General features: G+C 60.5%; 22 protein-coding genes. 9 read left to right on the forward strand and 13 right to left on the reverse strand.

All coding sequences use genetic code 11. The features are described from left to right. Positions 1-795 carry a TIGR00282 family metallophosphoesterase gene (locus tag OHL11_RS14620; RefSeq protein WP_263372268.1) on the reverse strand — a complete coding sequence of 265 codons (795 nt, stop codon included), beginning with the start codon at positions 793-795 and terminating at the stop codon, positions 1-3. A gap of 47 nt (positions 796-842) precedes the next feature. Here OHL11_RS14620 and OHL11_RS14625 point away from each other — a divergent pair, with 47 nt between their 5' ends. Continuing rightward, positions 843-1,907, forward strand: coding sequence for an aminotransferase-like domain-containing protein (locus tag OHL11_RS14625; RefSeq protein WP_263372269.1), 1,065 nt, complete (start codon positions 843-845; stop codon positions 1,905-1,907). Between the two features lie 9 nt (positions 1,908-1,916). Continuing rightward, positions 1,917-2,450, forward strand: coding sequence for a hypothetical protein (locus OHL11_RS14630; RefSeq protein WP_263372270.1), 534 nt, complete (start codon positions 1,917-1,919; stop codon positions 2,448-2,450). Positions 2,451-2,669: 219 nt separating this feature from the next. Here OHL11_RS14630 and OHL11_RS14635 read toward each other — a convergent pair whose 3' ends face one another. Next, entirely contained in the window at positions 2,670-4,508 is a 1,839-nt protein-coding gene (locus tag OHL11_RS14635; RefSeq protein WP_263372271.1) for a lysine--tRNA ligase, read from the reverse strand. Positions 4,509-4,572: 64 nt separating this feature from the next. Here OHL11_RS14635 and OHL11_RS14640 point away from each other — a divergent pair, with 64 nt between their 5' ends. The 7 genes from OHL11_RS14640 to OHL11_RS14670 all read left to right on the forward strand — a co-directional run bounded on the left by OHL11_RS14640 (position 4,573) and on the right by OHL11_RS14670 (position 12,615). Next, entirely contained in the window at positions 4,573-4,815 is a 243-nt protein-coding gene (locus tag OHL11_RS14640; RefSeq protein WP_263372272.1) for an AtpZ/AtpI family protein, read from the forward strand. A 3-nt stretch (positions 4,816-4,818) separates the two neighbouring features. Next, positions 4,819-5,250, forward strand: a complete 432-nt coding sequence (locus OHL11_RS14645; RefSeq protein ID WP_263372273.1) for a hypothetical protein — start codon at positions 4,819-4,821, stop codon at positions 5,248-5,250. A gap of 30 nt (positions 5,251-5,280) precedes the next feature. Continuing rightward, complete coding sequence (gene atpB / locus OHL11_RS14650; RefSeq protein WP_263372274.1) at positions 5,281-6,012, forward strand: F0F1 ATP synthase subunit A; 732 nt, start codon at positions 5,281-5,283, stop codon at positions 6,010-6,012. 161 nt (positions 6,013-6,173) lie between these two features. After that, the gene (locus OHL11_RS14655) at positions 6,174-6,473 is read left to right on the forward strand and encodes an ATP synthase F0 subunit C (RefSeq protein WP_263372275.1); all 300 of its coding nucleotides are present in this window, start codon (positions 6,174-6,176) and stop codon (positions 6,471-6,473) included. 125 nt (positions 6,474-6,598) lie between these two features. Next, on the forward strand, positions 6,599-8,920 hold the full coding sequence (locus tag OHL11_RS14660) for a GH92 family glycosyl hydrolase (RefSeq protein WP_263372276.1): 2,322 nt from the start codon (positions 6,599-6,601) through the stop codon (positions 8,918-8,920). Between the two features lie 183 nt (positions 8,921-9,103). Continuing rightward, a complete protein-coding gene (locus tag OHL11_RS14665) occupies positions 9,104-11,494 on the forward strand; it encodes a phosphoketolase family protein (protein WP_263372277.1) in 2,391 nt (796 codons plus the stop codon). After that, positions 11,491-12,615 carry an acetate/propionate family kinase gene (locus OHL11_RS14670; RefSeq protein ID WP_263372278.1) on the forward strand — a complete coding sequence of 375 codons (1,125 nt, stop codon included), beginning with the start codon at positions 11,491-11,493 and terminating at the stop codon, positions 12,613-12,615. The genes OHL11_RS14665 and OHL11_RS14670 overlap by 4 nt, the downstream gene beginning before the upstream one ends. Positions 12,616-12,680: 65 nt before the next feature. On the opposite strand, the gene OHL11_RS14675 is transcribed toward OHL11_RS14670, so the two are convergent. The 11 genes from OHL11_RS14675 to OHL11_RS14725 are packed head-to-tail and all read right to left on the reverse strand — an operon-like array spanning position 12,681 to position 24,777. Continuing rightward, on the reverse strand, positions 12,681-14,210 hold the full coding sequence (locus tag OHL11_RS14675; protein ID WP_263372279.1) for an NADH-quinone oxidoreductase subunit N: 1,530 nt from the start codon (positions 14,208-14,210) through the stop codon (positions 12,681-12,683). Then, positions 14,210-15,775: a complex I subunit 4 family protein gene (locus OHL11_RS14680; protein WP_263372280.1), complete on the reverse strand. Its 1,566-nt coding sequence runs from the start codon at positions 15,773-15,775 to the stop codon at positions 14,210-14,212. The genes OHL11_RS14675 and OHL11_RS14680 overlap by 1 nt, the downstream gene beginning before the upstream one ends. Further along, positions 15,775-17,745: an NADH-quinone oxidoreductase subunit L gene (gene nuoL, locus OHL11_RS14685; protein WP_263372281.1), complete on the reverse strand. Its 1,971-nt coding sequence runs from the start codon at positions 17,743-17,745 to the stop codon at positions 15,775-15,777. The genes OHL11_RS14680 and nuoL overlap by 1 nt, the downstream gene beginning before the upstream one ends. A gap of 21 nt (positions 17,746-17,766) precedes the next feature. Continuing rightward, a complete protein-coding gene (nuoK, locus tag OHL11_RS14690) occupies positions 17,767-18,069 on the reverse strand; it encodes an NADH-quinone oxidoreductase subunit NuoK (RefSeq protein WP_263372282.1) in 303 nt (100 codons plus the stop codon). Between the two features lie 4 nt (positions 18,070-18,073). Then, entirely contained in the window at positions 18,074-18,580 is a 507-nt protein-coding gene (locus OHL11_RS14695) for an NADH-quinone oxidoreductase subunit J (RefSeq protein WP_263372283.1), read from the reverse strand. A gap of 42 nt (positions 18,581-18,622) precedes the next feature. Further along, on the reverse strand, positions 18,623-19,699 hold the full coding sequence (nuoH, locus tag OHL11_RS14700; protein WP_263372284.1) for an NADH-quinone oxidoreductase subunit NuoH: 1,077 nt from the start codon (positions 19,697-19,699) through the stop codon (positions 18,623-18,625). Between the two features lie 19 nt (positions 19,700-19,718). Then, positions 19,719-22,061: a molybdopterin-dependent oxidoreductase gene (locus OHL11_RS14705; RefSeq protein WP_263372285.1), complete on the reverse strand. Its 2,343-nt coding sequence runs from the start codon at positions 22,059-22,061 to the stop codon at positions 19,719-19,721. A gap of 24 nt (positions 22,062-22,085) precedes the next feature. Next, on the reverse strand, positions 22,086-22,562 hold the full coding sequence (locus OHL11_RS14710; protein ID WP_263372286.1) for a hypothetical protein: 477 nt from the start codon (positions 22,560-22,562) through the stop codon (positions 22,086-22,088). Beyond that, the gene (locus tag OHL11_RS14715) at positions 22,562-22,933 is read right to left on the reverse strand and encodes a hypothetical protein (protein ID WP_263372287.1); all 372 of its coding nucleotides are present in this window, start codon (positions 22,931-22,933) and stop codon (positions 22,562-22,564) included. Before OHL11_RS14715 ends, OHL11_RS14710 begins: the two co-directional genes overlap by 1 nt. Then, the gene (gene nuoF / locus OHL11_RS14720) at positions 22,933-24,267 is read right to left on the reverse strand and encodes an NADH-quinone oxidoreductase subunit NuoF (RefSeq protein ID WP_263372288.1); all 1,335 of its coding nucleotides are present in this window, start codon (positions 24,265-24,267) and stop codon (positions 22,933-22,935) included. The genes OHL11_RS14715 and nuoF overlap by 1 nt, the downstream gene beginning before the upstream one ends. Beyond that, a complete protein-coding gene (locus tag OHL11_RS14725) occupies positions 24,268-24,777 on the reverse strand; it encodes an NADH-quinone oxidoreductase subunit NuoE family protein (RefSeq protein ID WP_263372289.1) in 510 nt (169 codons plus the stop codon). Between the last annotated feature and the right edge of the window lie 5 nt (positions 24,778-24,782).

Consider the following 24,782-nt stretch of genomic DNA (forward strand, 5'->3'; position numbering starts at 1 on the left):
TTACTCGCCGAGCATGATGCGCTGAATGCGGTGCGCTTTGCCGGTGCTGGGGTCGCACTCGATAAGCACGGCGCACATCTTCGGGTTGCCCTTGGCGGCTTCGAACTTGCCGGGCATGCCGGTGAGGAAGCGCTTGAGGACGAGTTCAGTTTCGACCCCGATGACCGAATCATACGGGCCGCTCATGCCAACGTCAGTCTGGTAGGCGGTGCCGCCGGGGAGGACGCGCGTGTCAGCCGAAGGAATGTGCGTGTGCGTGCCGAGCACGGCGGTGACGCGGCCGTCGAGGTACCAGCCCATCGCGACTTTTTCGCTGGTGGCTTCGGCGTGGAAGTCGAGGAGGATGACCTTCGCGGTGAGCTTCGACAGGATCTCGTCGGCTTTGCGGAATGGGTCATCGCAGGAACTCATGAAGACGCGACCCTGCATGTTGAAGACGGCGAAGGTGGTGCCATCGGGCAGCGTGCCTTCGTAGACGCCGTAGCCTGGGGCCTTGTCGTTGTAGTTCGCAGGGCGGATGAGGCGGCGCGGACGATCGTGCGAGTCGACCGGCACGTTCATGTACTCGAAGATTTCCTTCTTGTCCCAGATGTGGTTGCCGGTGGTGATGACGTGCGCGCCCATGTCGTAGAACTCTTCGGCGATGGAGGGCGTGATGCCGAAGCCGCCAGCAGCGTTTTCGCCGTTGATGATGAGCAGATCGACCGCATTGGATTCGAGGACGTGGGGCAGATGTTCGCGCACGATATGGCGACCCGCAGAACCAAAGACGTCGCCGACAAAGAGAATATTCACGTTGGCTAGTTTACGCGGATGCGATGTGGTTTGGAGAGGCGAGGGCTATGCTGTGGAACATGATCGAAATGCAGTACAACTTTCCTCTTTTGCCGGGCTTGGCTGAGGTCTGGGCTACGCGGTTCCAACAGGTTGTGTCCGAGCGGCTGGACATGAACTCGCTACGGCCTTCGTTTCGCCAGGATGTGCGTGAGTTGGTGAAGGTTGGCGCGGGTTGGCTGCGTGTGCCGATGGAGCGGACGTGGCTGACGGAGGGGACGCATCATGCGGCATTGATCGCGATGCTTTCGGCGGGGCTTGCGGGCAAGGCTATTGCGGTGGATGGGCTGTCATACTCAGGCGCGCTGGACCAGATGCGGATGCTTGGCTGCGAGATTGTGGGCTGCGCGATGGACACGGCCGGGATGATGCCGGAGTCGCTGCTGGAGGCTTGTGAGCTGCGCGGCGTGAAGGCGATTTACCTGATGCCGACGGTGCAGAACCCGCTGGGAGCGACGATGCCGGCGGCGCGGCGGCAGGAATTGCTGGCGGTAGCGCGGGAGTTCGATCTGGTGGTGCTGGAGGATGACGCTTACGGCTTCATGGATGCGTCTGCGCCGACGCGGTTGGTGGAGATGGCTCCAGAGCGTGTTTTTCTGCTGACGGCGCTGAGCAAGTCGTTCGTGCCTGCGGCGCGGAGCGGATGGTTGGTGGCTCCGGAGCGTTGGGGCGCGCGTGTGGAGTCTGCGGTGAAGGCCACAGCGACGGGTGTGTCGCTGCCGCATGCGCGCGCGGCGGCGAGTTTGATCGCGGATGGCACGGTGGATCGCGTGATTGCGGAGAAGAACGCTGAGGGCGCTATACGGAACGCGGCAGCGCGTGCTGTATTGGGCGAATGGTGCGCTGAGGGCGTCGGGACGGCGTGGCATCTGTGGGTGGATGTGCCGACGGGGACGAGTGAGGCGTTCGAGGCGAAGATGCGCGAGCTTGAGGTGCTGGTGTCGGGCGGAAACTGGTTTGCGACCCGCGAAGATGCGCCACAGGGGGTGCGCGTGGCGTTGGGTGGTGAGGTGGAGCGCGAGCGGATGATGGTGGGTGTGGAAAGAATTGCTGAGGCGTTGCGGTTGCGGTAAAGTGCGGGCATGCGCAAGTCGAGTCGGTGGGCGTTGCGGGGATTGGTGGCGGTTGGGGCGGTCGTGCTGTCTGTGACGATTTGCTTGTACGCGTATGTGGTGCACGTGCGTCATCAGGCGGAGAGACTCCTCTCGGTAGGGCAGGAGGTGCTTCTCGGGCAGACGACTGAGCGTGACTTTCTAGCGCGGATGAAGCCGTTCGAGAAGTACAAAGACACGGAAATCATCAACTTGATCGGAGCTACCCGCAACGGCATCCCTCCGAGGGTATTGATTTATCGGATTACGCTAGGACGTAAGGGGCTAGCGATCGAGGACTTTTACTTAGGCGTGACTCTCGTTGGGGGCATGGTCGAGGAGATTCGTCTGGGTTCTAGTGGTCGTGGCAAGGATCCGATTCATCCAACATATGTAGAGGCGGAACAGTGGACAGCGACATGTGTCTGTTCGCCTTTTGCTCCAGTCGATCCATTTAGCGGCTATCTCCTGGAACAGAATGGATATCAGAAGTCTGGTGCGTCGTTACAGGAAGTGGGTTCATGACGAAGCAAGAGGTACGCATGGATGAAAGAGCCACGGATGAGGAACGTAGAAGAGCGTTTGCCATCAATCTCGGCTCATTTTCTCTGCGCGGATTGCCGGACGCATCAGTTCGTATGAATCCCTCACCAAACCGTTGATTGAGTCGTAGTCAGGATGAAGAGAGCAACAAACGCGAAGCCACCAGTTTTACTGGTGGCTTCGCGTTTGTTGCTACTGAAATTACTCGGCGGATTCGCCGTGGGGTTCGTTTTCGTCCTTGGGCTGGCCGCCCTGGTGGCGCATCAGCGGGAAGAGGATGACGTCGCGGATCGACTTGCTGCCGGTGAGCAGCATCGTGAGGCGGTCGATGCCGATGCCTTCGCCAGCCGTGGGCGGAAGGCCGTAGCCGAGGGCGCGGACGTAGTCGGAGTCCATCTCCATGGCCTCGTCGTCGCCGCGGGCCTTTTCGTTGACCTGAGCCTCGAAGCGGCGCTCCTGATCGGCGGCGTCGTTCAGCTCGGAGAAGGCGTTGCCGACTTCGAAGCCGCCGATGTAGAACTCGAAGCGTTCGGTCCACTCGGGGTCGAGCGGGTTGATCTTCGAGAGTGGGGAAACGGCTAGTGGGAAGTCGTAGATGATGTGCGGTTGGATGAGGTGTGGCTCGGCGAGGAACTCGAAAACCTCTGCGATCATCTTTCCGAGCGTATCGCCGTTCGTCAGCTTCGCCGAGATAAGAGCGAAGAAAAGAGAGGCGTCCCTCAACCGATCAAGATGGTCAGCTTCTGGAGTCCACGGTTGTGGATCGGAGTTCCATTCCGCATTCTGGGGGAGCGACTTGAGATGTGACGTCAAGTTCTGACTTGCGGTAAGCAGTTTCTCAGCGAAAACCCCACGGGAATTTAGATCTGCCTTGGATATCTCGACCCCTGCTTCGGAGGGAAGGTATCTAGCAATCGCCTCACGCATCGATAACTTCGTCCACTTGCTGAGGTCTATTTCGTTGCCGTTGAAGTGGGTAATGTAGCTGCCGTTCACTTCCATCGCGACGAACTTGATGAGTTCTTCGGTGAGCGCGATCAGGTCTTCGTAGTTCGCGTACGCCTGGTAGAATTCGAGCATCGTGAACTCGGGGTTGTGGCGCGTGCTGACGCCTTCGTTGCGGAAGTTGCGGTTGATTTCGTAGACGCGGTCGAAGCCGCCGACCACGAGGCGCTTGAGGAAGAGCTCTGGCGCAATGCGCAGGTAGAGCGGCATGTCCAGCGCGTTGTGGTGCGTGGTGAACGGGCGTGCGGTGGCGCCTCCGGCGACCGAGTGGAGCATCGGGGTTTCGACCTCGATGTACTCGCGCTCGTCGAAGAACTTGCGGATGGCGCGGAGGACGGCGGCGCGCTTGATGAAGACTTCGCGGACGTTGCGGTGTTCTTCGGTGGCTGGCCCACCCGTCTCGCCAGAAGACGGCGATACGGATGGGGCACCCGGTTCGGTCGCTGCTACAGGCTCGGGCTTCGTCGAGTTCATGATGAGGTCGACGTAGCGCTGGCGGTAGCGGAGTTCGACGTCTTCGAGGCCGTGGTACTTGTCGGGGAGCGTGAGTGTGGCCTTGGAGAGAAAGACGAGCGGCTGCCGGCCATCGACCGGGGTGGCCTTCAGTGTGAGCTCGCCGGTGCGGGTCCGCATCAGGTGGCCGCGCACGCCGATGTGGTCACCGAGGTGGAGGTTCTTGTAGAGCTCGAAGGCATCTTCGCCGACGTCGTCCTTGCGGACGTAAAGCTGGATGCGCTCGCCGCCCTGCTGGAGTTGGGCGAAGCCGGCCTTGCCCTGAGCGCGGATGGCCATAAGGCGGCCTGCGACGGCGAAGGTGGGCTGGTCGCGCTCGAGGTCTTCACCGCTGACTTCGGCGAATGCAGCGCGGATCTTGGGCACGGAGGTGCCTTCGGGCGAGAAGCGGAAGCTGTTCGGGTAGGTGGCCTCACCCGCGTTCAGACCGAACTTGCTGGTGCCGAGCTCTTCAATCTTCTTGAGGCTGGCAAGGCGGTCGTCGTAAAGCTTCTTCTCGTATTCGGAATCAAACTGGGGCAACGGCGTCACTCTCTTTGCTACGAAATCTCAGGGCTTAGTATAGTTGGGCACTGGAGCTGTCGCGATGGCGGATGAGCAACAACCGAAGAAAGCTGGCGCGTTGGGCGACCTGGTGAAGGCCGAGTCGATGATTCAGCTCGCGCTCGTGCTGCCGATCGGCTGCGTGCTCGGCTGGCTGATCGGCCATGCGCTCGACGAGCATTTCCACCTTGGCGACGTGTGCGGGATCATCGGCATCGTGATGGGCGCGATTGGCGGCTTCATCCAGATCTTCCGTACCGCGCAGAAGTACCTGAAAGGGAAGTAAGGCTTGTTTGACCTGACGAATTTTTCGGACGCCGAGGCTTCGGCGATCATCAAGCGCGCGCTGCGCCTGGTGGCGATCATGGCGGTCATCGTTGCGCCGATCGTGTGGTGGAAGATGGGGTGGCAGTCGGCAACGCTACTGCTGGTCGGCGCCGCGATTTCGGCGCTCGGGCTGTGGAAGTGGCTCCGCCTGATGACGACGGTGATCGCGCTCATGGACGCCGCCGGTTCCGGTGATGGAACCGCAAAAACGCCGACGCCTCTAGGGAGAGTCCTCGCTGGATTCTTCCTTATGCTGGCCCTGATGCTGGCTGCGCTCTATGGTAGTCTTAAGCTACTGGATGGTTCTGTTTACGCGCTCTTTGCGGGGCTCGGAATGGGGATCGTCGCGCTGACCATTGAGGCTGTACGCACGGTCAAGGCGTGGACGACCTAGACGCACAGCGCACCTCCACCAAAGATTGCTATGCCGACACAACTGCTTTTTACCAAGTTTCTGAATCATCTTTTCGCGGGCCCAGTGGACAAGCTGCTGGCCGCGGTGCACGTCGCGCCGAAGTATCCCGAGGCGCCCATCACGAACTCGTTCGCGATGGAGATTCTCGTTTTCGCGATCCTGCTGCTGTTCTTCGTAGCGGTGCGGGCTTCGCTGAGCGTGGAAAAGCCCGGTGCGGTGCAGCACCTCGCAGAGATGAGCGACGGTTTCGTGGACGATCTGGCTCACCAGATCATCGGCCACGGCCACGAGCGCTTCGTCGGCTACCTGACGGCGCTGGCGTTCTTCATCCTGCTTTCGAACCTGATGGGCCTGGTTCCGGGGCTGGCTTCGCCGACCGCTGACGTGGTTGTGCCGCTGGGCCTGGCTCTCGTCACGTTTGTGTACTACCACTACCACGGCGTGCGCGCGAACGGCTTTGGCTACATCAAGCAGTTCCTCGGACCGGTCTGGGCGATTTCGTGGCTGATGCTGCCGATCGAAATCATCTCGCACTTTGCGCGTGTGCTTTCGCTCACGGTTCGTCTCTACGCGAACATGTTCGCGGGCGACCTGCTGACGCTGGCGTTCTTCTCGCTGCTGCCGGTCGGTATTCCGCTGGTGTTCATGGGCCTCCACCTTGGTGTGGCACTGGTTCAGACGTACGTGTTCATCCTGTTGGCGTCGATCTATCTGTCGCTCGCGGTATCGCACGACCACTAGAATTTTGCGGGGTGGGCTTCGGCCCATCTCGCACAAAAGAATCCTACGATTGGGCGCTCCCTGTTCGTATGGAGGTTTCTGCTGCACAGCGTGAGGGGACCAGCACGGTGAGTCTCAACCACCCACTGGCAGCGACATTCGACGGGAGCATGGAGTAATCAATGAAGACTCTTCAATACGTTTTCGCAGCGCTGGCAGCGATGTTCCTCGCTGCTCCGGCATTCGCTCAGGAAGCAGCAGCTACCAACCAGTGGGTTCCCCTGGCAGCAGGCCTCTCGATGGCTCTCGCCGCTGGTATCTGCGGTTTGGCTCAGGGCAAGGCAACCGCTTCGGCTTCGGAAGCTCTCGCACGTAACCCGGGCGCACGTCCTGGCATCTTCATCTTCCTGATCCTCGGCCTCGCGTTCATCGAGTCCCTGGCTCTGTTCACCTTCGTGATCATCTTCCTCAAGGTGAAGTAAGCTGGCTTGCCTCCGTCGAGGCAGTTCGCTTTGGCAAAGGCCCTCGCTCCGGCGGGGGCTTTGCTGTTTCTGCATGAGCGGTTGCGCGTGGGTCGGGTCCTTCGTCTAAGCTGTTCAGGATGATTTTGGAAACGATTTCCCGCCGCCGATTCCTCGCCTCTTCTACCGCCGCCTGCGCTGCAGCTACTCTACCCGCCTCGATCTGGGCGCAGGGTGAACAGCACGACGATCCGCTGCGTTGGGTGGATCTGAGGATCGGTACTGGCGGCCATGGACACACGTTCCCAGGGGCGACGCTGCCGTTCGGCATGGTGCAGCTTTCGCCGGACACGGGCACGCGGGGCTGGGACTGGTGCTCCGGCTATCACCGCTCGGACTCGTCGATCATCGGGTTCAGCCACACGCATTTGAGCGGAACCGGCGCCGCCGATCTGCTTGATTTCCTCGTCATGCCGGGGACGGGACGAGTTGTGCTCTCTCCAGGCAAGCGGGAGCATCCGGAGGAGGGCTATCGCTCGAAGTTTGACCGTAGCACCGAGCAGATGGAACCGGGCTATTACTCGGTGGTGTTGAGCAAGCCCAATGTGCGAGCCGAGATGACGGCGACAGAGCGCGTTGGTCTCCATCGCTATACCTTTCCCGCGAGCCAAGAAGCTTGGCTGATCGTCGATCTATCGCACGTAAACGGGGACAGTGTGCGTTCGGCGACCATGGTTCGTAAGGGCGAGAAGGGTTTGCGAGGCGGACATCAGTCATTCAGCTGGGCCGATGCTCGGCACTCGTATTTCGCCTTGGAGCTCTCGAAAACGCCAACGAATGTGGAGTTCTTCAGCGAAGGGAAACTCGTTGATAGCTCGCAGCGCACAAGCGGTAAAGATCTGAAGGCGGTGCTGCACTTTCATACGGAAGAGAGTGAACAGATCGTCGTGAGGGTCGCGATTTCTGCGGTCGACGAAGAAGGGGCCGAGAAGAACCTTCGCGGCGAGGTCGGGGCGTGGGATGCAGGAGAGTTGCCGGGATGGGATTTTGACGGCGTTCGCGCCAAGGCTCGCGCGGCTTGGGCAAAGCAGCTCAGCAAGATCCGCGTCGATACGACGAACGATGATCATAAGCGCGTCTTTTATACCGCGATGTATCACATGGCGATGGGGCCGACGCTCTTCGACGACGTAGACGGGCGGTACCGCGGCATGGACAACAAGGTTCATTCGCTGCATCACGGCCAGCACAACTACACGTGCTTCTCCCTCTGGGACACCTTCCGCGCAGCACATCCGATGTACGTGTTCCTCGAGCCTGAGCGCGTGCCAGAGTTCTGCAACACGCTCGTCCGTATGGCCCACGAGAGCCCTGCAGGAATGCCCGTGTGGCCGCTCTGGGGTCGTGAGACCGACTGCATGACGGGCTATCACTCGGCGAGCGTAATCTCGGAGGCGATCGTGAAGGGCGTGCCCGGTATCGACGTAAAGCGTGCCTACGCGGCGATGCTGAAACATGCCCAGACCTCGAATCTGCACGGCCTCGAGTACTACCGCTCGAAGGGTTACATCCCGGCAGACAAGGTGGATGAGTCAGTCTCGCGCACCTTCGAATACTGCTATAACGATGCGGCGATCGCGCAGGTAGCGGAAAGGCTGGGGCACACGGAAGACGCCGCCATGCTGCGCAATCGCGCTACGAATTACCGGCGCTACTTCAACAAACAAAGCCAGTTCATGCAGCCGGTGATGGCCGATGGATCGTGGGCCACACCGTTTGATCCGAAAGGCATGGGGCACTTCAAGCAGTACCGCGACTTCACGGAGTCGAACTCCTGGCAGACGACCTTCGGCGCGCAGCATGATCCCGCAGGTCTTATCAAACTCTTCGGCTCGCGACAGGCCTTCCTCGCAAAACTCGACGAGTTGTTCAATCAGTCCTCGGAGCTTCCGCCGGATGCGCCGCCAGACATCGCCGGTATGGTCGGGCAGTACGCACATGGCAACGAGCCATCGCATCACATCGCGTACCTTTACGTTTATGGAGGCGAAGCGCACAAGACACAGGAGCGCGTGCGCAGCCTGATGGAGACGATGTACTCGCCAAACCCCGATGGTATGGCGGGCAACGAAGATGTCGGGCAAATGTCCGCGTGGTTCGTGATGAGCTCCATGGGCTTCTATTCGGTCGATCCTGCGAGCGGTAACTTCGTCGTAGGCAGCCCGCTGTTTGATCGGGCGGTGATGCAACTCGCTGGCGGCAAAGAGCTTGTTGTAGAAGCTCGCCGCAATGGTCCGAAGGATGTCTACGTGCAGTCGTTTGCTTTGAACGACGTACCGCAGAAGAAGCTCTGGTTCAGCTATGAAGACATCAAGCACGGCGGCAAACTCAGCTTTGTGATGGGATCACAGCCGAATCTTCAGCTTGGCGCTGCGCCGGAGTTCGCTCCGCCGTCGCTAAAGGCGTGAAGGGTGACGGGCATCACGGAAATTCTTCGAAGTAGTCCATAAGGTTGATGTTGTCACTGCCGATATTCGGTAGTCTGTGCGAACGAGACAGAGGCGCGGTGCATCCAACGATGGAGAAGCCGCGCAAACCTCTTGCCGCCGCACATTCACCGGGACCCCGAACTTTTGCCTTGGAGCCTGAAGATGCCTCTTGATTCGCTTGCGCCGTTGAGCTCAGAAGAGCTTGAAAAGATCAACGCTTACTGGAGTGCCTGCAACTATCTGAGTGCAGGCATGATTTATTTGCGGGCGAATCCGCTGCTGCGCGAGCCGCTAAAGCCGGAGCACATCAAGCACCGCCTGCTCGGCCACTGGGGATCGGATCCGGGACAATCTTTCACCTGGGTGCATCTGAATCGCCTGATCAAGAAGCTCGATCTGAACGTGATGTACATCGCCGGCCCGGGCCACGGTGCGCCGGCAACGTTGTCGAACGGCTACCTCGAAGGCCACTACTCGGAGATATATCCGCAGTGCAGCCAGGACGAGCGCGGCATGCTGGAACTCTTCCGCCGTTTCTCGTTTCCGGGGGCGCTGGGCAGCCACTGCACGCCGGAGACTCCCGGCTCCATCCACGAAGGCGGCGAGCTCGGCTATAGCTTGTCGCATGCGTTCGGGGCGGCGTTCGACAACCCCGACTTGATCGTCGCGTGCATGGTCGGTGATGGCGAAGCAGAAACCGGACCGCTGGCGACGTCATGGCACTCGAACAAGTTCCTCAATCCGATTCGCGATGGCGCGGTCCTGCCGATCCTGCACCTGAACGGGTACAAGATCGCGAACCCCACGGTGCTCGCGCGCATCACGCACGAAGAGTTGGAGTACCTGCTCCGCGGCTATGGGTACACACCTTATTTCGTCGAAGGTGACGATCCCGCGACGATGCACCAGACGATGGCCGCGACGATGGAGCACTGTGTCGAGGAGATCCGCAGGATACAGAAGCAAGCACGCGAGACAGGCAAGTACGAGCGTCCACGCTGGCCTATGATTGTGCTGCGCTCGCCGAAGGGCTGGACCGGCCCCAAGGAAGTCGATGGCCACAAGGTCGAAGGTTTCTGGCGCGCGCACCAGGTGCCGGTGCTTGATCCTGCAACGAACCCCACAAACCTGAAAGTGGTCGAAGACTGGATGCGGAGCTACAAGCCGGAGATTCTCTTCGATGAAAGCGGCAAGCTCATCCCCGCGCTGCAAGAGCTTGCGCCCAGCGGTGAACGGCGCATCAGTGCGAACCTTCACGCGAACGGTGGACTGCTGCGCAAACCGCTGTTGATGCCGGACTTCAAGGAGTATGCGGTTGTAGTGGAACAACCTGCTCAGGGCTATGTTTCGCCGACAGCGACGCTCGCGAAGTTTCTGCGCGATGTGATGAAGTGCAACATGACGAACTTCCGCGTCTTCGGGCCGGATGAGACCGCGTCGAACAAACTCGACGGCATCTACGCGGCTTCCAAGAAGACCTGGGAAGCGGAGTTCTATCCGGAAGACGAAGACGGAACCGAGATTGCGCTCGACGGCCGCGTGATGGAGATTCTGAGCGAGCACACGCTGGAAGGCTGGTTCGAAGGTTACGTGCTCACCGGCCGTCATGGTTTTTTCTCGAGCTACGAAGCGTTCGTGCACGTGATCGACTCGATGTTCAACCAGCATGCAAAGTGGTTGGAAAAGTCGAAAAACGAACTGAGCTGGCGTGCGCCGATCTCGTCGATCAACTTGCTGATCACCTCGCTTGTGTGGCGCCAGGACCACAACGGATTCACGCACCAAGACCCCGGCTTCCTTGACATCGTGACCAACAAGCGACCGGATGTAGTGCGCATCTACATGCCACCAGACGCGAACTGCCTGCTGAGTGTCGCCGATCATTGCCTGCGCTCGGAGGACTATTACAACGTCATCGTCGCCGACAAGCAAGCGCATCTCACCATGCTCAGCATGGAGCAGGCGGTACAGCACTGCACGAAGGGCATCGGTATCTGGGACTGGGCGAGTACGGACAATGGCGCAAAGCCGGATGCTGTCCTTGCCTGCGCAGGCGATGTAGCGACGCAAGAAGCGCTCGCCGCAGCGGCGATCCTCAAAGAGAAGTGCCCAGACATTAAGCTGCGCTTCGTGAACGTCGTCGACCTCTTCCGTCTGATGCCCGAGGCCGCGCACCCTCATGGTATGTCCGAGGAAGATTACGATTCACTCTTCGGCACGGACATTCCCGTGATCTTCAACTTCCACGGCTACGCGTCGTTGATTCATAAGCTTGCCTACAAGCGAACGAACCACGACCTCATGCACATTCATGGCTACCGCGAGCGCGGCAACATCAACACGCCGCTGGAGCTGGCGATCATCAACGAGATCGATCGCTTCAGCCTGGCGATCGACGTGATCGATCGCGTACCGCGACTGCAGCAGAGCGCCGCTCACCTGAAGGAGTGGTTGAAGGACCAGCGCATCGATCACGTGAACTATGCTCATCGCGAAGGGATTGACCCGCCAGCAATCAACAACTGGCAGTGGCCTTTGGGAGCAGCAAAGTGAGCGAGACCGGCGGGATCCTCGTTCTCAATAGTGGATCGTCTTCGTTGAAGTTTGGCGTCTATGCCGCCGATGCTTCGGAGAAGGTCTTACTGTCGGGTTCGGCAGAAGGCATCGGTCACGCATCAGGCAGCCTGCACATTCGCGATGGGGAGGGCCAGACTCTCGTCGAGCGCGAGTCTGTATTGGAGTCGCAGGAAGACGCGCTCAAGACGCTGGATAAGGCTCTGCGCGAACATCTCCATGCGGCGCCCGTTGCTGTGGGGCATCGCATTGTTCATGGCGGGCCGAAGCTGCGTGAGCATCAACGCATCACGCATGATGTCCTTGAGGAGTTGGAGCGTGCCGTGCACTTCGCGCCGCTCCATATTCCGACGGCACTCAAGCTTGTGAAGCAATCTCAGAAAATCTTTCTGGATGTGCCGCAGTTCGCTTGTTTCGACACGGTCTTTCATCGCACGATGCCAGAAGTGGCAGCGCGCTTACCGGTTCCTGACGAGCTGTACGAAAAAGGCGTGATGCGTTATGGCTTTCACGGAATCTCGTATGAGTCCGTGGTGCACCGACTCGAGCCGAGTGTGCCGGCGCGCTGCATCATCGCGCATCTTGGCAGCGGATCGAGCCTGGTCGCCGTGAGAGAGGGGAAATCCATCGACACCACGATGGGACTGACGCCCACTGGCGGTATTCCGATGGCGACACGTAGCGGCGACCTCGATCCCGGCGTACTCATCTACCTTCTGCGCGCTGAAGGTCGCAATGCCGATGAGCTGGAGGAGTTGCTGAACCGTAAGAGTGGACTGATCGCTCTTTCGAGCGGCGAGAGTGACATGCAGGAGCTGATGAAGAAGGCTCAGGCCGGTGACGAACACGCGCTCCTTGCAATGAATGCGTTCGTGATCGCTGTGCGCAAGCAGATCGGTGCCTACGCGGCGCTGATGGGTGGACTTGATCTGCTCGTGTTCACCGGTGGCATCGGCGAGCATGCGGAAGCGATCCGTCAGCAGATCTGCGAGGGGCTCGAGTTTCTTGGTGTCGAACCTGCCAGCGACAAGGTGAAGGTGCTAGAGACGCAGGAAGAACTGCAGATTGCTCGACACTGCGTAGAGCTTTTGAAGACCTAGCGCTACAAGAGAAGAAGGGCCTCTTGAATCATCAAGAGGCCCTTCGGTTTGCGGAGCGACGACGATTAGCGCGTAATCGATGCGACCGCGCTCGTTGGAACAGCCGCGGGCTGGAGTTCCGATTCGCTCGGTCCAGTCTCGAGAGTCGGAGCCGAACGCTGAAGCAGGTTCAGCAACTTGCCAGGAGCGATGCCGAGTGCCAACGTACCGAGCGCACAAGCGATAAGCGCGACCGCAGCCACCGGCGATGCCTTGCCGACAGAAACTTCCTTCTGCGCAGCCGGCTTCGAGTACAACGCCACAAGCAGGCGGATGTAATAAAAGCAGGCAACACCGGAGTTCAGCAGGCCGACCACCGCAAGCCAGGTGTGCCCCGCATGAACCGCCGCACTGAATACATAGAACTTACCGAAGAAGCCGCCCGTGAACGGGATACCGATCATCGAGACGAGGAAGAAGCCCAGCAGCGCCGTGAGGAACGGACGCTTCAAGCCAACACCGGTGAAGTCTTCAATGCTGCGCAGGTGCTCGTCGAAACCACCCAGTTGGGTGATGACGAGCAGCGCACCGACGTTCATCGCAGCGTACGCCGCGGTGTAGAAGCACGCTGCCGACACAGCATCCGCCTGGAAGCAGGTGAAGGCCACGAGCAGATAACCAGCGTGCGCGATGGAGGAGTACGCTAGCAGGCGCTTGACGTCCTTTTGCGCCAGCGCGCCGAGGTTGCCGATGCACATCGAGGCGACCGCCAGGATCGTGACCAACAGCAGCCACTCACCACGCAGCGCGGGAGCGCCGTTGAAGAGTAAGCGTAGCAACACCGCAAACACTGCCGCCTTCGGGGCCGTGGACATCAGCGCGACGACGGGCGCTGGTGCACCCTGGTAAACATCGGGCGTCCATACGTGGAACGGAGCCGCTGACACCTTGAAGCCGAAACCGATGAGCATCATCGCGACCGCAAGGAGAGCCAACGTCGGCGTCATGGAGGAATGCAACGTCATCGCCAACACTGCGAGCGATGTCGAACCCGTCGCGCCGAAGGCGAGCGCAATGCCGTAGAGCGTGAACGCCGTGGCAAACGAACCCAGCAGGAAATACTTCAAAGACGACTCGGAAGCTGTCGCCTGTCCCTTGCGGAAGCCCGCGAGGATGTAGGTCGTGATCGAGGAGATCTCGAGGCCGATGAAGACGAGCAGAAGCTCAACCGAGCTGGTCATCAGCATCATGCCGGTCGCGCCGAAGCAGAGCAGCGCGAAGTATTCACCGGCGTGCGAAACAGGGCCTTCGAAGTAATCGAGCGACGCCAGCAGCACCGCGAGTACGATACAAGCGATCAGCAGGTGGAAGAAGACCGAGAAATTGTCGAACTGGATGGTGCCATAGAACGCCGTGATCGGCAGATTCCCGGCACGGTCGGTGACGATGTGCTGTTGCACGGCAGCGCCCATTGAACCAATGGTGCCGAGGATCGCGAGCCATCCGAGCGGCTTGCGGCTCTTGCCGGGAGCGATCATCGGCTCCGCGAGCATAATGAGCACGCCAGCTACCGTCAGGATGATCTCAGGCAGTAGTGCGAGGAGGTTGTTGGACATTAGCGGACCTCCTGCGTCGTCGCGGGGACGTATGTTTCCATTTCGAGATGTTTCGGCGCACTGATCAGATGTTGAACCTGGCCAGAAGCGCTGGTGGCGAAGGGGTCGATCGCCTTGATCCAGAAGGGTGAAGCCACACCCATCACAAGGAAGAGGATCGCCAGCGGCCAGAGTTCAACATGCTCGCGAGCATTGAGATCGAAGCCTGCGACTTCGGTCGAACGTACGCCGAGTTTGCCGTAGAAGACCTTCTGGATCAGCGTAAGCATGTAGGCCGCGCTGAAGATGACGCCGGTAGTGCCGACGACGGTCCAGAGGATGTGATGGGTTGCGACCGACTGCATGGTTCCGGCGAGGATCAGGAACTCGCCGACAAAGCCGTTGAGCATCGGAAGACCGACAGCGGCAAGTCCGGTAACGACGAACATCGTCACCATCCACGGATGCTTGGTAGCAAGACCACCGTAGTCGCGCATGTCGTAGCTGCCGTAGCGCTCGTAAAGCAAGCCGAGCAGGATGAAGAGCGCGGCACCGATCAGCGATTCGTTGAGGATCTGGTAGACGCCACCATTGATGCCGAGGATCGTGAAGCTGAAAATGCCGAGCACGATGAAGCTGACGTGCGAGAGCGTCGAGAACGCGGCGAGCTTCTTCAGGTCATTCTGAACCCAGGCCAACAGCGCACCGTAGACGATGCCGATGGCTCCCAGCGCGATGAGCAGCGGCGCGATGTAGTGCGACTCCGCCGGGAAGATGCCGAAGGAGAAGCGCAGGATCGAGTACAGGCCGAGCTTTCCAGCGAGCACCATCACCGCAGCGGTAGGCGCTTCCTGAACTGCGTCGGAGAGCCAGCCGTGCAGCGGGAACACCGGAACCTTGACCGCAAATGCGGCGAGGAACGCCAGCGAGCAGAGCCACAACGCGTGGTGGCTGGTGGCTAGCTGTCCCTTGGCTGCGAGCGCCGCCAGGACGGGGAAGTCGAAGGTGCCGGTCTTCGTATAAAGCCAAAGCATCGCAACAAGCAGCAGCGCCGACGGAATGAAGGCGTAGAGGAAGAACTTTACGCCTGCCTTGCGGCGATTCTCGGTGCGGCCGAAGGCCGCGATCAGCAGCGCCATCGGGATGAGCGAAAGCTCCCAGAAGCCGTAGTAAAGGAATAGGTCGAGCGAGACGAAGATGCCGAGCATCGCCACCTGCTGGAGCAGGAAGAGCGTGTAGAAGAGCTTCGTGCGCGTTGCGACGGCCTTCCACGAAGCCAGGACACCGAGCGGAGCCAGCAGGCCTGCGAGCACTACGAGCCACATCGACAGACCGTCGACGCCGAGATGGTAGCGGATCGCCGGCGAGTTGATCCAGACGGAGTTCTGCTCGAACTGGAAGCCCGAAACGCCGTACCGGAAGTACGTCGGCAGGTGGAGGGTAAAGAAGAACGTCAGCAGCGTGACGACGAGCGCCGCGGCTGCATGAAGTTTGCTGCCTTCACGCTCGGGCAGCAGCGCGAGCACAGCTGCGCCGACGAGTGGAGTGAAGACAATCAACGAGAGGATGGTGTGATCGAAATTCATCAGCGGACCGGCACCTGCGTAAAGATTGCGAGGAAAAGAATGACAGCGGCGCCGAGCGCCAACCATCCTGCATACGAGCGAATGTTGCCGGACTGCATGCGGCGAGCGATAGCGCCGACGCCGCGAGTGATACCGGCTCCCGCGGTGGGCACGCCTTGCACCACACCTGATTCGACAGCGCCGAAGCCGAAGCGCGAGATCATGGCCAACGGTGCCACGATAACGGTGCCGTAGATCTCATCCACCCAGTACTTGTGATCCAACAACGAGTAGACGGGCTTGAGCTTGGCTGCGAGGGCCGCGCCGGTGCCGGGCTTGCGGTAGTACATCTGCCAGGCTACGAGCAGTCCAACCGCGAACATGGCGACCGATACACTTGCCAACAGGATTGGGCTTGCTGCAGAAGCAGCATGCTCGGCTTCGCCGGACGAAAGTACCGGAGCGAGGAAGTGTCCAAACTCGTCGTGTCCGCCGAAGGCCTCTGGCACTCCAAGGAAGCCGGAGAGCGCCGAGAGCACTGCGAGGATCATCAGCGGGAGCGTCATGACCAGCGGCGACTCGTGCACATGGATCCCGTGGCCTGCGTGAGCGTCATGATGACCGTGGTGCGCGTCCGTCGCTTCTTCAAAGCGAGGTGCACCGAAGAACGTCTTGAACCAGAGGCGGAACATATAGAAGCTGGTCAGGCCCGCGGTGATCACACCGATCAGCCAGACGAGCTTCCCGACCGGCGACGGCGAGATGAACGCCTGATACAGAATCTCGTCCTTCGAGAAGAAGGCTGCGAGAAGCGGGGCGCCGGCGATAGTGAAGACGCCGATCGTCATCGTCCAGAAGGTGACGGGAATCTTCGAGCGAAGGCCGCCCATCTTGCGCATGTCCTGCTCACCACCAACAGCGTGGATCACCGAACCCGCCGCGAGGAAGAGCAGTGCCTTGAAGAAGGCGTGCGTCATCAGGTGAAAGACGCCAGCGGTGTAGGCTCCGACTCCGCAGGCGAGCACCATGTAGCCGAGCTGCGAGACCGTCGAGTACGCCAGCACGCGCTTGATGTCATGCTGCACGAGGCCGATGGTGGCAGCCATGAGCGCGGTGACGGCACCGATGATCGCGATCGTGATCATCACCGAAGGGGCGCGGTCGAGAATCACATGGCAGCGAGCCATCATGTAGATGCCCGCGGTGACCATCGTCGCTGCGTGGATCAGGGCCGACACGGGAGTGGGGCCTTCCATTGCGTCGGGAAGCCAGACGTACAGCGGAATCTGCGCCGACTTACCGGTGGCGCCGAGCAGCAGCATGAAACCAATCGCCGTCAGCAGGCAGGTGCTGATCGTCGGGTTCGCAGCGATCTGCGCGAAGACACCGTCGAAGTTAAGCGTGTGGAAGTTGGCGATCAGCAGGAACATTGCGATCAGCAGGCCGAGGTCACCGATGCGGTTGACGACGAAGGCCTTCTTGCCTGCGTTTGCGGCCGAGTCCTTGGTGAAGTAGAAGCCGATCAGCAGGTAGGACGCGAGGCCCACACCTTCCCATCCGACGAAGAGCAGCAGGAAGTTCGCGCTGAGCACCAGCACCAGCATGAAGAACATGAACAGGTTCAGGTAGGCAAAGAAGCGCCAGAAACCTTCCTCATGCGCCATGTAGCCGGCAGAGTAGAGGTGGATCAGGAAGCCGACGCCGGTGATGATGCTGAGCATCAGGAGCGTCAGGTGGTCGACGGTGAAGGCGAAGTTCACGGTGAAACCGGAGACTGCAATCCAGGGCTTCGACACCACGCTGATGGCGAGCGGTGCACCGGCGGCCTTCAGGACCGTCCAAAGATAAGCCACGATGCCGGCAGGGATCGCCGTGAAGAAGAGCGCCACCGCTACGACGAGCGGGCGCGGAAACTTGCGGCCAATCGTTCCGTTGAGCAGGAAGCCCAGGAACGGAAGCAGCGGAATGTACCAGAGGAGATTCGGATTCATCGGTATCGGTCGCTATCCTTGCTAGTTCTTCATCAGGTCGACCTGATCGATCGAGAGCGTTTGGCGCGCACGGAAGAGCGCGATGATGATGGCGAGACCCACGGCAGCTTCTGCCGCAGCGACGACCATCACGAAGAAAACGAAGATTTGTCCGCTCACCTGGTGCCACATGTGGCTGAAGGCGACAAACGTGAGATTCACGGCGTTCAACATCAGCTCAATCGACATGAAGACGGAGATGACGTTGCGCTTGACGAGGAACGACGCCATGCCGATGGTGAAGAGGATGGCCGCGAGGATTAGGTAGTAGGAAACAGGAACCATCTGCCTAAAGCTCCTTTCGCGCGAGCACAACGGCTCCGAGGATGGCGACGAGCACCAGGATCGAGGTGACTTCGAACGGCAGCAGCAGTGACGTAAAGAGCTGATGCGAAATCTCGGTGATGTTCGAGATGACGCCCGAGAGCGCTGCACCTGCATGAACGTAGCCGAGGTTCTTCTTCTCGCGTAGGAAGAGGAAGGTCAGCAGGCAGAGCACCGCGGCTGCGCCCGGGAACCCGGCGATGGCGGCAACTCGAGAGCCTTCCGTCTGTTCTTCCTCACCCGCATTCAGCAGCATGATGACGAAGACGAACAGCACCATGACGGCGCCGGAGTAGACGACGACCTGCGCTGCGGCGAGGAACTCTGCGCCCAGCGAGAAGTACAGGACGGCGAGCGACATCATCACCACCACGAGCGAGAGCGCCGAGTTGATCGGGTGCTTCTGCGCCAGCATGTTGATGGCTGCGACGACCGCCAGCAGTCCGAAGATTGTGAACAGTGCAAGTTGCATTGTGGGCTTTGCTGCTCTTTTCTTGTTCTGTTACTGCCGATTCTAAACTTTGCTGTGGAGGGCCATTGCCAGAGCGGTGGCCAGGATGTTGAGCATCGCGATGGGGAGCAGGAACTTCCAGCCGAAGCTCATGAGCTGGTCGTAACGGAAGCGCGGAACCGTAGCGCGCACCCAGATGTACAGCATGATGAAGAAGATGACCTTCGCCACAAACCAGAGGCAGGGGAGAAGGAAGTTGAAAACCGCGTTATTCAGGACATGATCGAAAACATGGCCGAAGGGCGAACCCGAACCACCGAGGAACATGACCGAAGCCACGCAAGCCACGGTGATCATGTTCGCGTACTCTGCCATGAAGAACATGGCGAACTTCATCGACGAATACTCGGTGTGGTAACCGGCGACGAGTTCCGACTCCGCTTCGGGAAGATCGAACGGAGCGCGATTCGTTTCGGCGTAGGCGCTCATCATGTAGATGAAGAACGCAATGATCTGGAAGCCGCCGAGGATGTTCCAGCTCAGCGCGCCGTGTGCCGACTGCGAGTCGACGATGTCGCGAAGGCGCAGCGAACCAGCGCGGAGCACCACGCCGACCAGTGAAAGCCCCAGAGCGAGTTCATAGCTGATGAGCTGTGCCGACGCGCGGAGCGAGCCGAAAAGCGAGTACTTGTTGTTCGAGCTCCATCCGGAGAGCGCGATGCCATAGACACCAACCGAAGTGATGCCGAGGATGATCAGCAGGCCAATGTTGACGTCGGCAATCTGGCCGATGTCGATGGTCACGCCGTTGACGGTGATCGGGGTCGGTGCGCCGAAGGGCACCATGGCGATCGACATGAGCGCGCAGCCGAGAGCGATGAGCGGAGCCAGCACAAAGAGCGGACGCTCGACGGCAAGCGGCATCATGTCTTCCTTCAGGAAGAGCTTGATGCCGTCAGCGAGCGGCTGCAGCAGGCCGAATGGGCCGACGCGCGACGGTCCCCAGCGGTTCTGCATGCGGCCGAGCAGCTTGCGCTCCAGCAGCACCGTGTAGGCGACTGCCGTGAGCGTGATCACCAGCACCACCACAATCTTCAGTAGTGAGAGCAGGAGAAACGTAATGAGTGGCGAAAGATGCATTCTCTAAGTCTCTTTGCAGTTAGTCGGCGCTCGCCAGGTGATCGGCCACTTCGCGGGCCTCGTGGCGCTGCACTTCGTTGAGCATCGGCGAGTAGGCCGTGAGCGAACCGGAAGTGAAGAGCGTATCGGATGCGGGCAGCACGAGGTCCTTGCGGGACACGGCGGTCTGGATCTGCACAAGACCCGATGATGCCGGAGCGATGTGCTGATCGTTGCCCGAGAGCAGTTGGAGACGAAGAAGCTTGTCGTAGCCGGGCACGAGGCGCTGGATCTCGTCGAGGATCGCGAACGGATCGAAAGGCGAAACCTTAGGCTCGAGGTTGTTGGCCGAGAGCCAAACCGCGTGACGATCGGCTTCACCGGACTGCGCACCGCGGGTCTGGCCGAGGTCCGAACGCAGCCCCTTGCCGAACGGCACGAGCTGCTTCACTTCGTGACCCAGCTTGTCGGCGAGGCGCACGATGATTTCGAAGTCCGAACGCGTGCCGGCCTTGTCGGCCGCCTTCGAGACAAGCTGTACGTCGCCATAGCTGTTCGTGACCGAACCGGTCTTCTCGTAGAGCGTCGCTGCGGGAAGAACGACTTCAGCAAGCTGCGCAGTCTCCGTGAGAAATAGGTCCTGCACGATGAGCGTGGTGCCCGCGAGCGAAGCGGCTTCGATACCGAAGCGCTTTACCGGGTTTGCGCCGACAACATACAGCGCATCGAGCTGGTCCTTGGCGGCTGCGTCCATCATGGCGAGCAGGTCGAGCCCCGCAGCACCAATCAACGGCTGGTAGCCGGGGAGAAGGTCCGGCAGCAGGCCCATGTCGGCTGCGCCACGCGAGTTCGCGTAGTCGGCGGTGAGGGCAAACTTGGCGTTCGGCAGTGCAGCGATGAGGTTGGCGAGTTCGCCACCGCGCACTTCATTGCCGATCACGACAACAAGGTTCTCTTCGCCCTTCACGGTCTCGCGGAAGCTCGAGAGCTCGTCGGCCTGAGCGATCGTTGAAGCAGCGTTGGCCTGAGCGTCATCGCCTGCGAGGTAGCCCGCGAACGCGCCGTAGCCGAACTCTGAGACCTGCACGAAGCGCTTCGACTGACGGCGCAGCTTGATCTCTTCGTGATTTGCGACGTAAACGCGCGCCTTGTTCAGGCGAACGTTCGAGCGCAGGTTCCACGCGGTCAACGGAGCCTGATTGGTCGGGTCGCCGCCGATGAGCAGGACCGCCGGGGACTTCTCCACGTCATGCTGCGACGCGAAGCGACCTTCCGCACCCTGCAGCGCTGCTGCGAGGGTGACGTAATCGGCCGTGCGGTGATGATCAATATTGTTGGTGCCGAGAACCGTGCGCGCGAACTTCTGCAGCAGGTAATTCTCTTCGTTGGTGGTGCGGTTGGAGCCGATGACGCCGACACCCTTGCCCGACTTGGCCGCCGCAAGCTTCTCAGCTGCGACCGTGAGAGCCTCTTCCCAGCTCACTTCGGTCAGCACGCCGTTCTTGCGCACCAGCGGAGCCGTTAGGCGCTCGGTGTTGTTGGCGAAGTCGAAGGCGAAGCGACCCTTGTTGCACAGGAAGTCGCCGTTCATACCGCTCTTGTCGCGGTTGTCGCCGCGAACGATCTCCGCGCCCTGGTTGACCGAACGCACACCCAGGGTCGTCTTGCAGCCATCGCCGCAATGCGTGCAGATGGTGGCGACGTGGTTCATCTCCCACGGACGGGTCTTGTAGCGGTAGGTGCCGGAGGTCAACGCTCCAACGGGGCAGGCGTCAATGCACATGCCGCACTGCTCGCAATCGACGTGGGCGAGGTGGTCGGGCGAAAGCTCTGCGGGAACGTTCGGCGCGATCACAGCCGACGATCCGCGGTTCTGGATGCCGAGCGCGAAGATGTCCATGCCTTCGCCGCACATACGCACGCAGCGGTAGCAGAGGATGCAGCGCGGGCGGTCGAAGTAGACGACCGGCGACCACTGCTGCTCTTCGCGATGGTTCTTCGGCTCCGCGTAGAAGCTCTCCGCAGCGCCGTACTTGAAGGTCATGTCCTGCAGTTCGCACTCGCCGCCGGCGTCGCAGACGGGGCAGTCGAGCGGATGATTGCCGAGCAGAAGCTGCAGCGTGGCCTTGCGGGCCTGCGCGATCTCCGGCGACTCAGTAGTGACGTTCATGCCTTCCGCGACCGGCGTGGTGCAGGCGGTCTGGAGCTTCGGCATCTTTTCGATGCGCACGACGCACATGCGGCAGGCGGCCTGCAGCGAGAGGCCAGGGTAGTAGCAGAACGCCGGAATCTCGATGCCCGCGCTCTTGCAGGCATCAATCAGCAGCGTGCCCGCAGGTGCGGTCAGCTTCTTTCCGTCGACGATGAAATTCACATCAGCCATAAAACGAGTCCTTCTGGGTGAGGCCTATCGAAATCCTACCGGGGTTCCAGCCTGAATAGCGCACAGGCTGTCTTGGGGCGCGATGCCGTTGGTGTCTGAAACGAGAGTGCCGCGCGCGTTGTTTCCTTGCAGCGCTTGCTGGCGAGTAAGTACAGGGTTCTGCGATTGGTTGAAGATGCCGGAGTCGGGAAGCGGTGCCTTCATCACCGGAGTTTCGGCCACGGTGATCAACTCGTCGTTGGAAAGCGATGCATACGCGGCGAAGGTCGCGCGGAAGTGCAGCGGATCCGAGAGGTAACTCTTCACGTCGCCGAGGGTGTAGCCCGCGTGCGCCAGGTCAGGCCAGCAGGCGTTCGCTGCCAGCAGCCAGGTCGTGTCCACATGCGCTGCGCGCTTGTCAGCGTACTTCACCCCCATCTCGCGGGCCTTGCAGCCGGACGCGAAGACGCACGCAACGGCGAGCGTTGCGAGGAGGAGCCGTGATGGAGTGAATGCAGCCACTATTCTTCTTCTGTTCCCAGCTTTGCGGCCTTATTACGGAAGCCCAACAGCTCCGCCTCGAGCTTTTCCTTGGGAGTACCGGTCAACTCATCAGTGACGTAAGTGATCGCATCGTCTAGCAGAATGATGCGGTTCTTGAAATCGCCGTAGAACTTGTCGAGGCCGTCCGTCACCGCTTGTGCGCCGAAAGGCTTGAGCGGCGTGTCCTTACCGAGGCCACGATGCCAACCGGACTGATAGCCGTTGATGTAGGCCGAGCGGTAGGTATTGCTCTTCTCCAGCCACCACTTGCCGGTGTGGCGTGGGTTGGTCTGCGCCGAAGCCGCCAGAGAGGACACTGCCAGAACAGCTACCGCCACGAGGGTACGCATTAGTGTGCTCCTGCCAGAGCCGGTTCTCCGACCGGCGTGATCTGGATGAGGGGATTCGCGACGCGCTTGCCTTCGAGATACTCTTCGAACTCGGCCCGGAACTTCTTGTAGAAACCCAGCATCGGCATGGCAGCCGCGTCGCCGAGCGGGCAGAAGGTGCGGCCCATCATGTTCTCAGCGAGGTACTGCATGTTGTCGATGTCCTTCTTCGTTCCGCCGCCGGCGTGGAAGCGCGTCATCGTCTTCTTCAGCCAATCCGTGCCTTCGCGGCAGGGGATGCACCAACCGCAGGATTCATGCTGGTAGAAGCGGATCGTACGCAGCGCGAACTCGACGATCGAAACGGATTCGTCGAGGACGACGATGCCGCCGGAGCCGAGCATCGTGCCGGCCTTGCCCATCTGATCGAAGTCGAGACCGACGTTCAGCTCATCGGCGCGCAGCACCGGACAGGACGAACCGCCGGGTACGACAGCCTTCAGCTTCTTGCCATCCTTCACGCCGCCCGCAACCTTGTAGATGGCGTCGTGAAGGTTGTAGCCCATGGGGAGTTCGTACACACCTGGGCGCTCGACATGGCCGCTGATACCGAAGAGACGCGTGCCGCCGTTGCGCTCAGACCCGAGCTTGGCGTACTTCTCGCCACCCATCAGCAGGATGTGCGGAGCTGAAGCGATCGTCTCGGCGTTGTTGATGACCGTGGGGCCACCGTAGAGGCCGACAACAGCAGGGAACGGAGGCTTGATGCGCGGCACACCACGCTTGCCTTCGAGCGACTCCATCAGGGCCGACTCTTCGCCGACTTCGTAAGCGCCCGCGCCGGACTGCGTGATGATGTCGAAGTCCACGCCTTCCTTGCCGAAGATGTTCTTGCCGAGGAAGCCCTTGGCATAGGCGTCAGCGACGGCCTTTTCGACGATCTTGAGAAGGTAGCGATACTCACCACGGAGATAGATGAAGCCGGTCTTCGCGCCGATGGCGAGGCCCGCGATCATGGTGCCTTCGATGACCGAGTGCGGGTCATGCAGGAAGATCACATGGTCCTTGCAGGTGCCGGGCTCGGATTCGTCACCGTTGACGAGAACGTACTTCGGCTTCTCGGAAACCTTCGGCACGAACGACCACTTCATGCCGGTGGGGAAGCCTGCGCCGCCACGGCCACGGAGGCCGGAGGCCTTCATCTCATTGATGATCCATTCGGGACCGTTCTCGATGGCGTTCTGCACGGCCTTATAGCCGTCGAGTTCGACGTACTTGTCGATGTCGGCTGCGCCTGCACCGAAGCGGCGGCTGATGACTTTGACTTCGTCGGGATGGGAGACGAGAGTGGGCATTTACTTCACGTCCTTTCCACGGCCTTCGCGGTAGTCCGTGAGGATCTGGGTCATCTTGGCGGGGGTGAGGTTGTCGTGGAAGTCGTAGTTGACCTGGACGGCGGGTGCCCAGCAGCAGGCACCAATACACTCGACTTCTTCAAGCGAGAAGAGGCCGTCGGCGGTGACTTCCTTGTGGCCGATGCCGAGTTCCTTCTTGCAGTGGTCAAGCATCTCGAAGCCGCCACGCAACATGCAGGAGATGTTCGTGCAGACCTGCACGTTGTACTTGCCGGCAGGCTTGGTGCGGAGCATCGAGTAGTAGCTGAGCACGCCGCGCACGTCCAACTCGAGCAGGTCGAGGCGGGTGGCGATCTCCGCAATGGCCGGATCGGTGACGTAGCCGAGATCGTCCTGCGCATAGAGCAGCATGGGGACGAGCGCCGAGCGCTTCATCGGATAGATGGTCGCGAGCTTGTCGAACCGCGCGGCGTAAGCCGGGGAAAAGATCGAGTTGGTTACAGCTGCCATCGTTG

Source organism: Granulicella cerasi (assembly GCF_025685575.1).
GTDB classification, from domain to species: domain Bacteria; phylum Acidobacteriota; class Terriglobia; order Terriglobales; family Acidobacteriaceae; genus Granulicella; species Granulicella cerasi.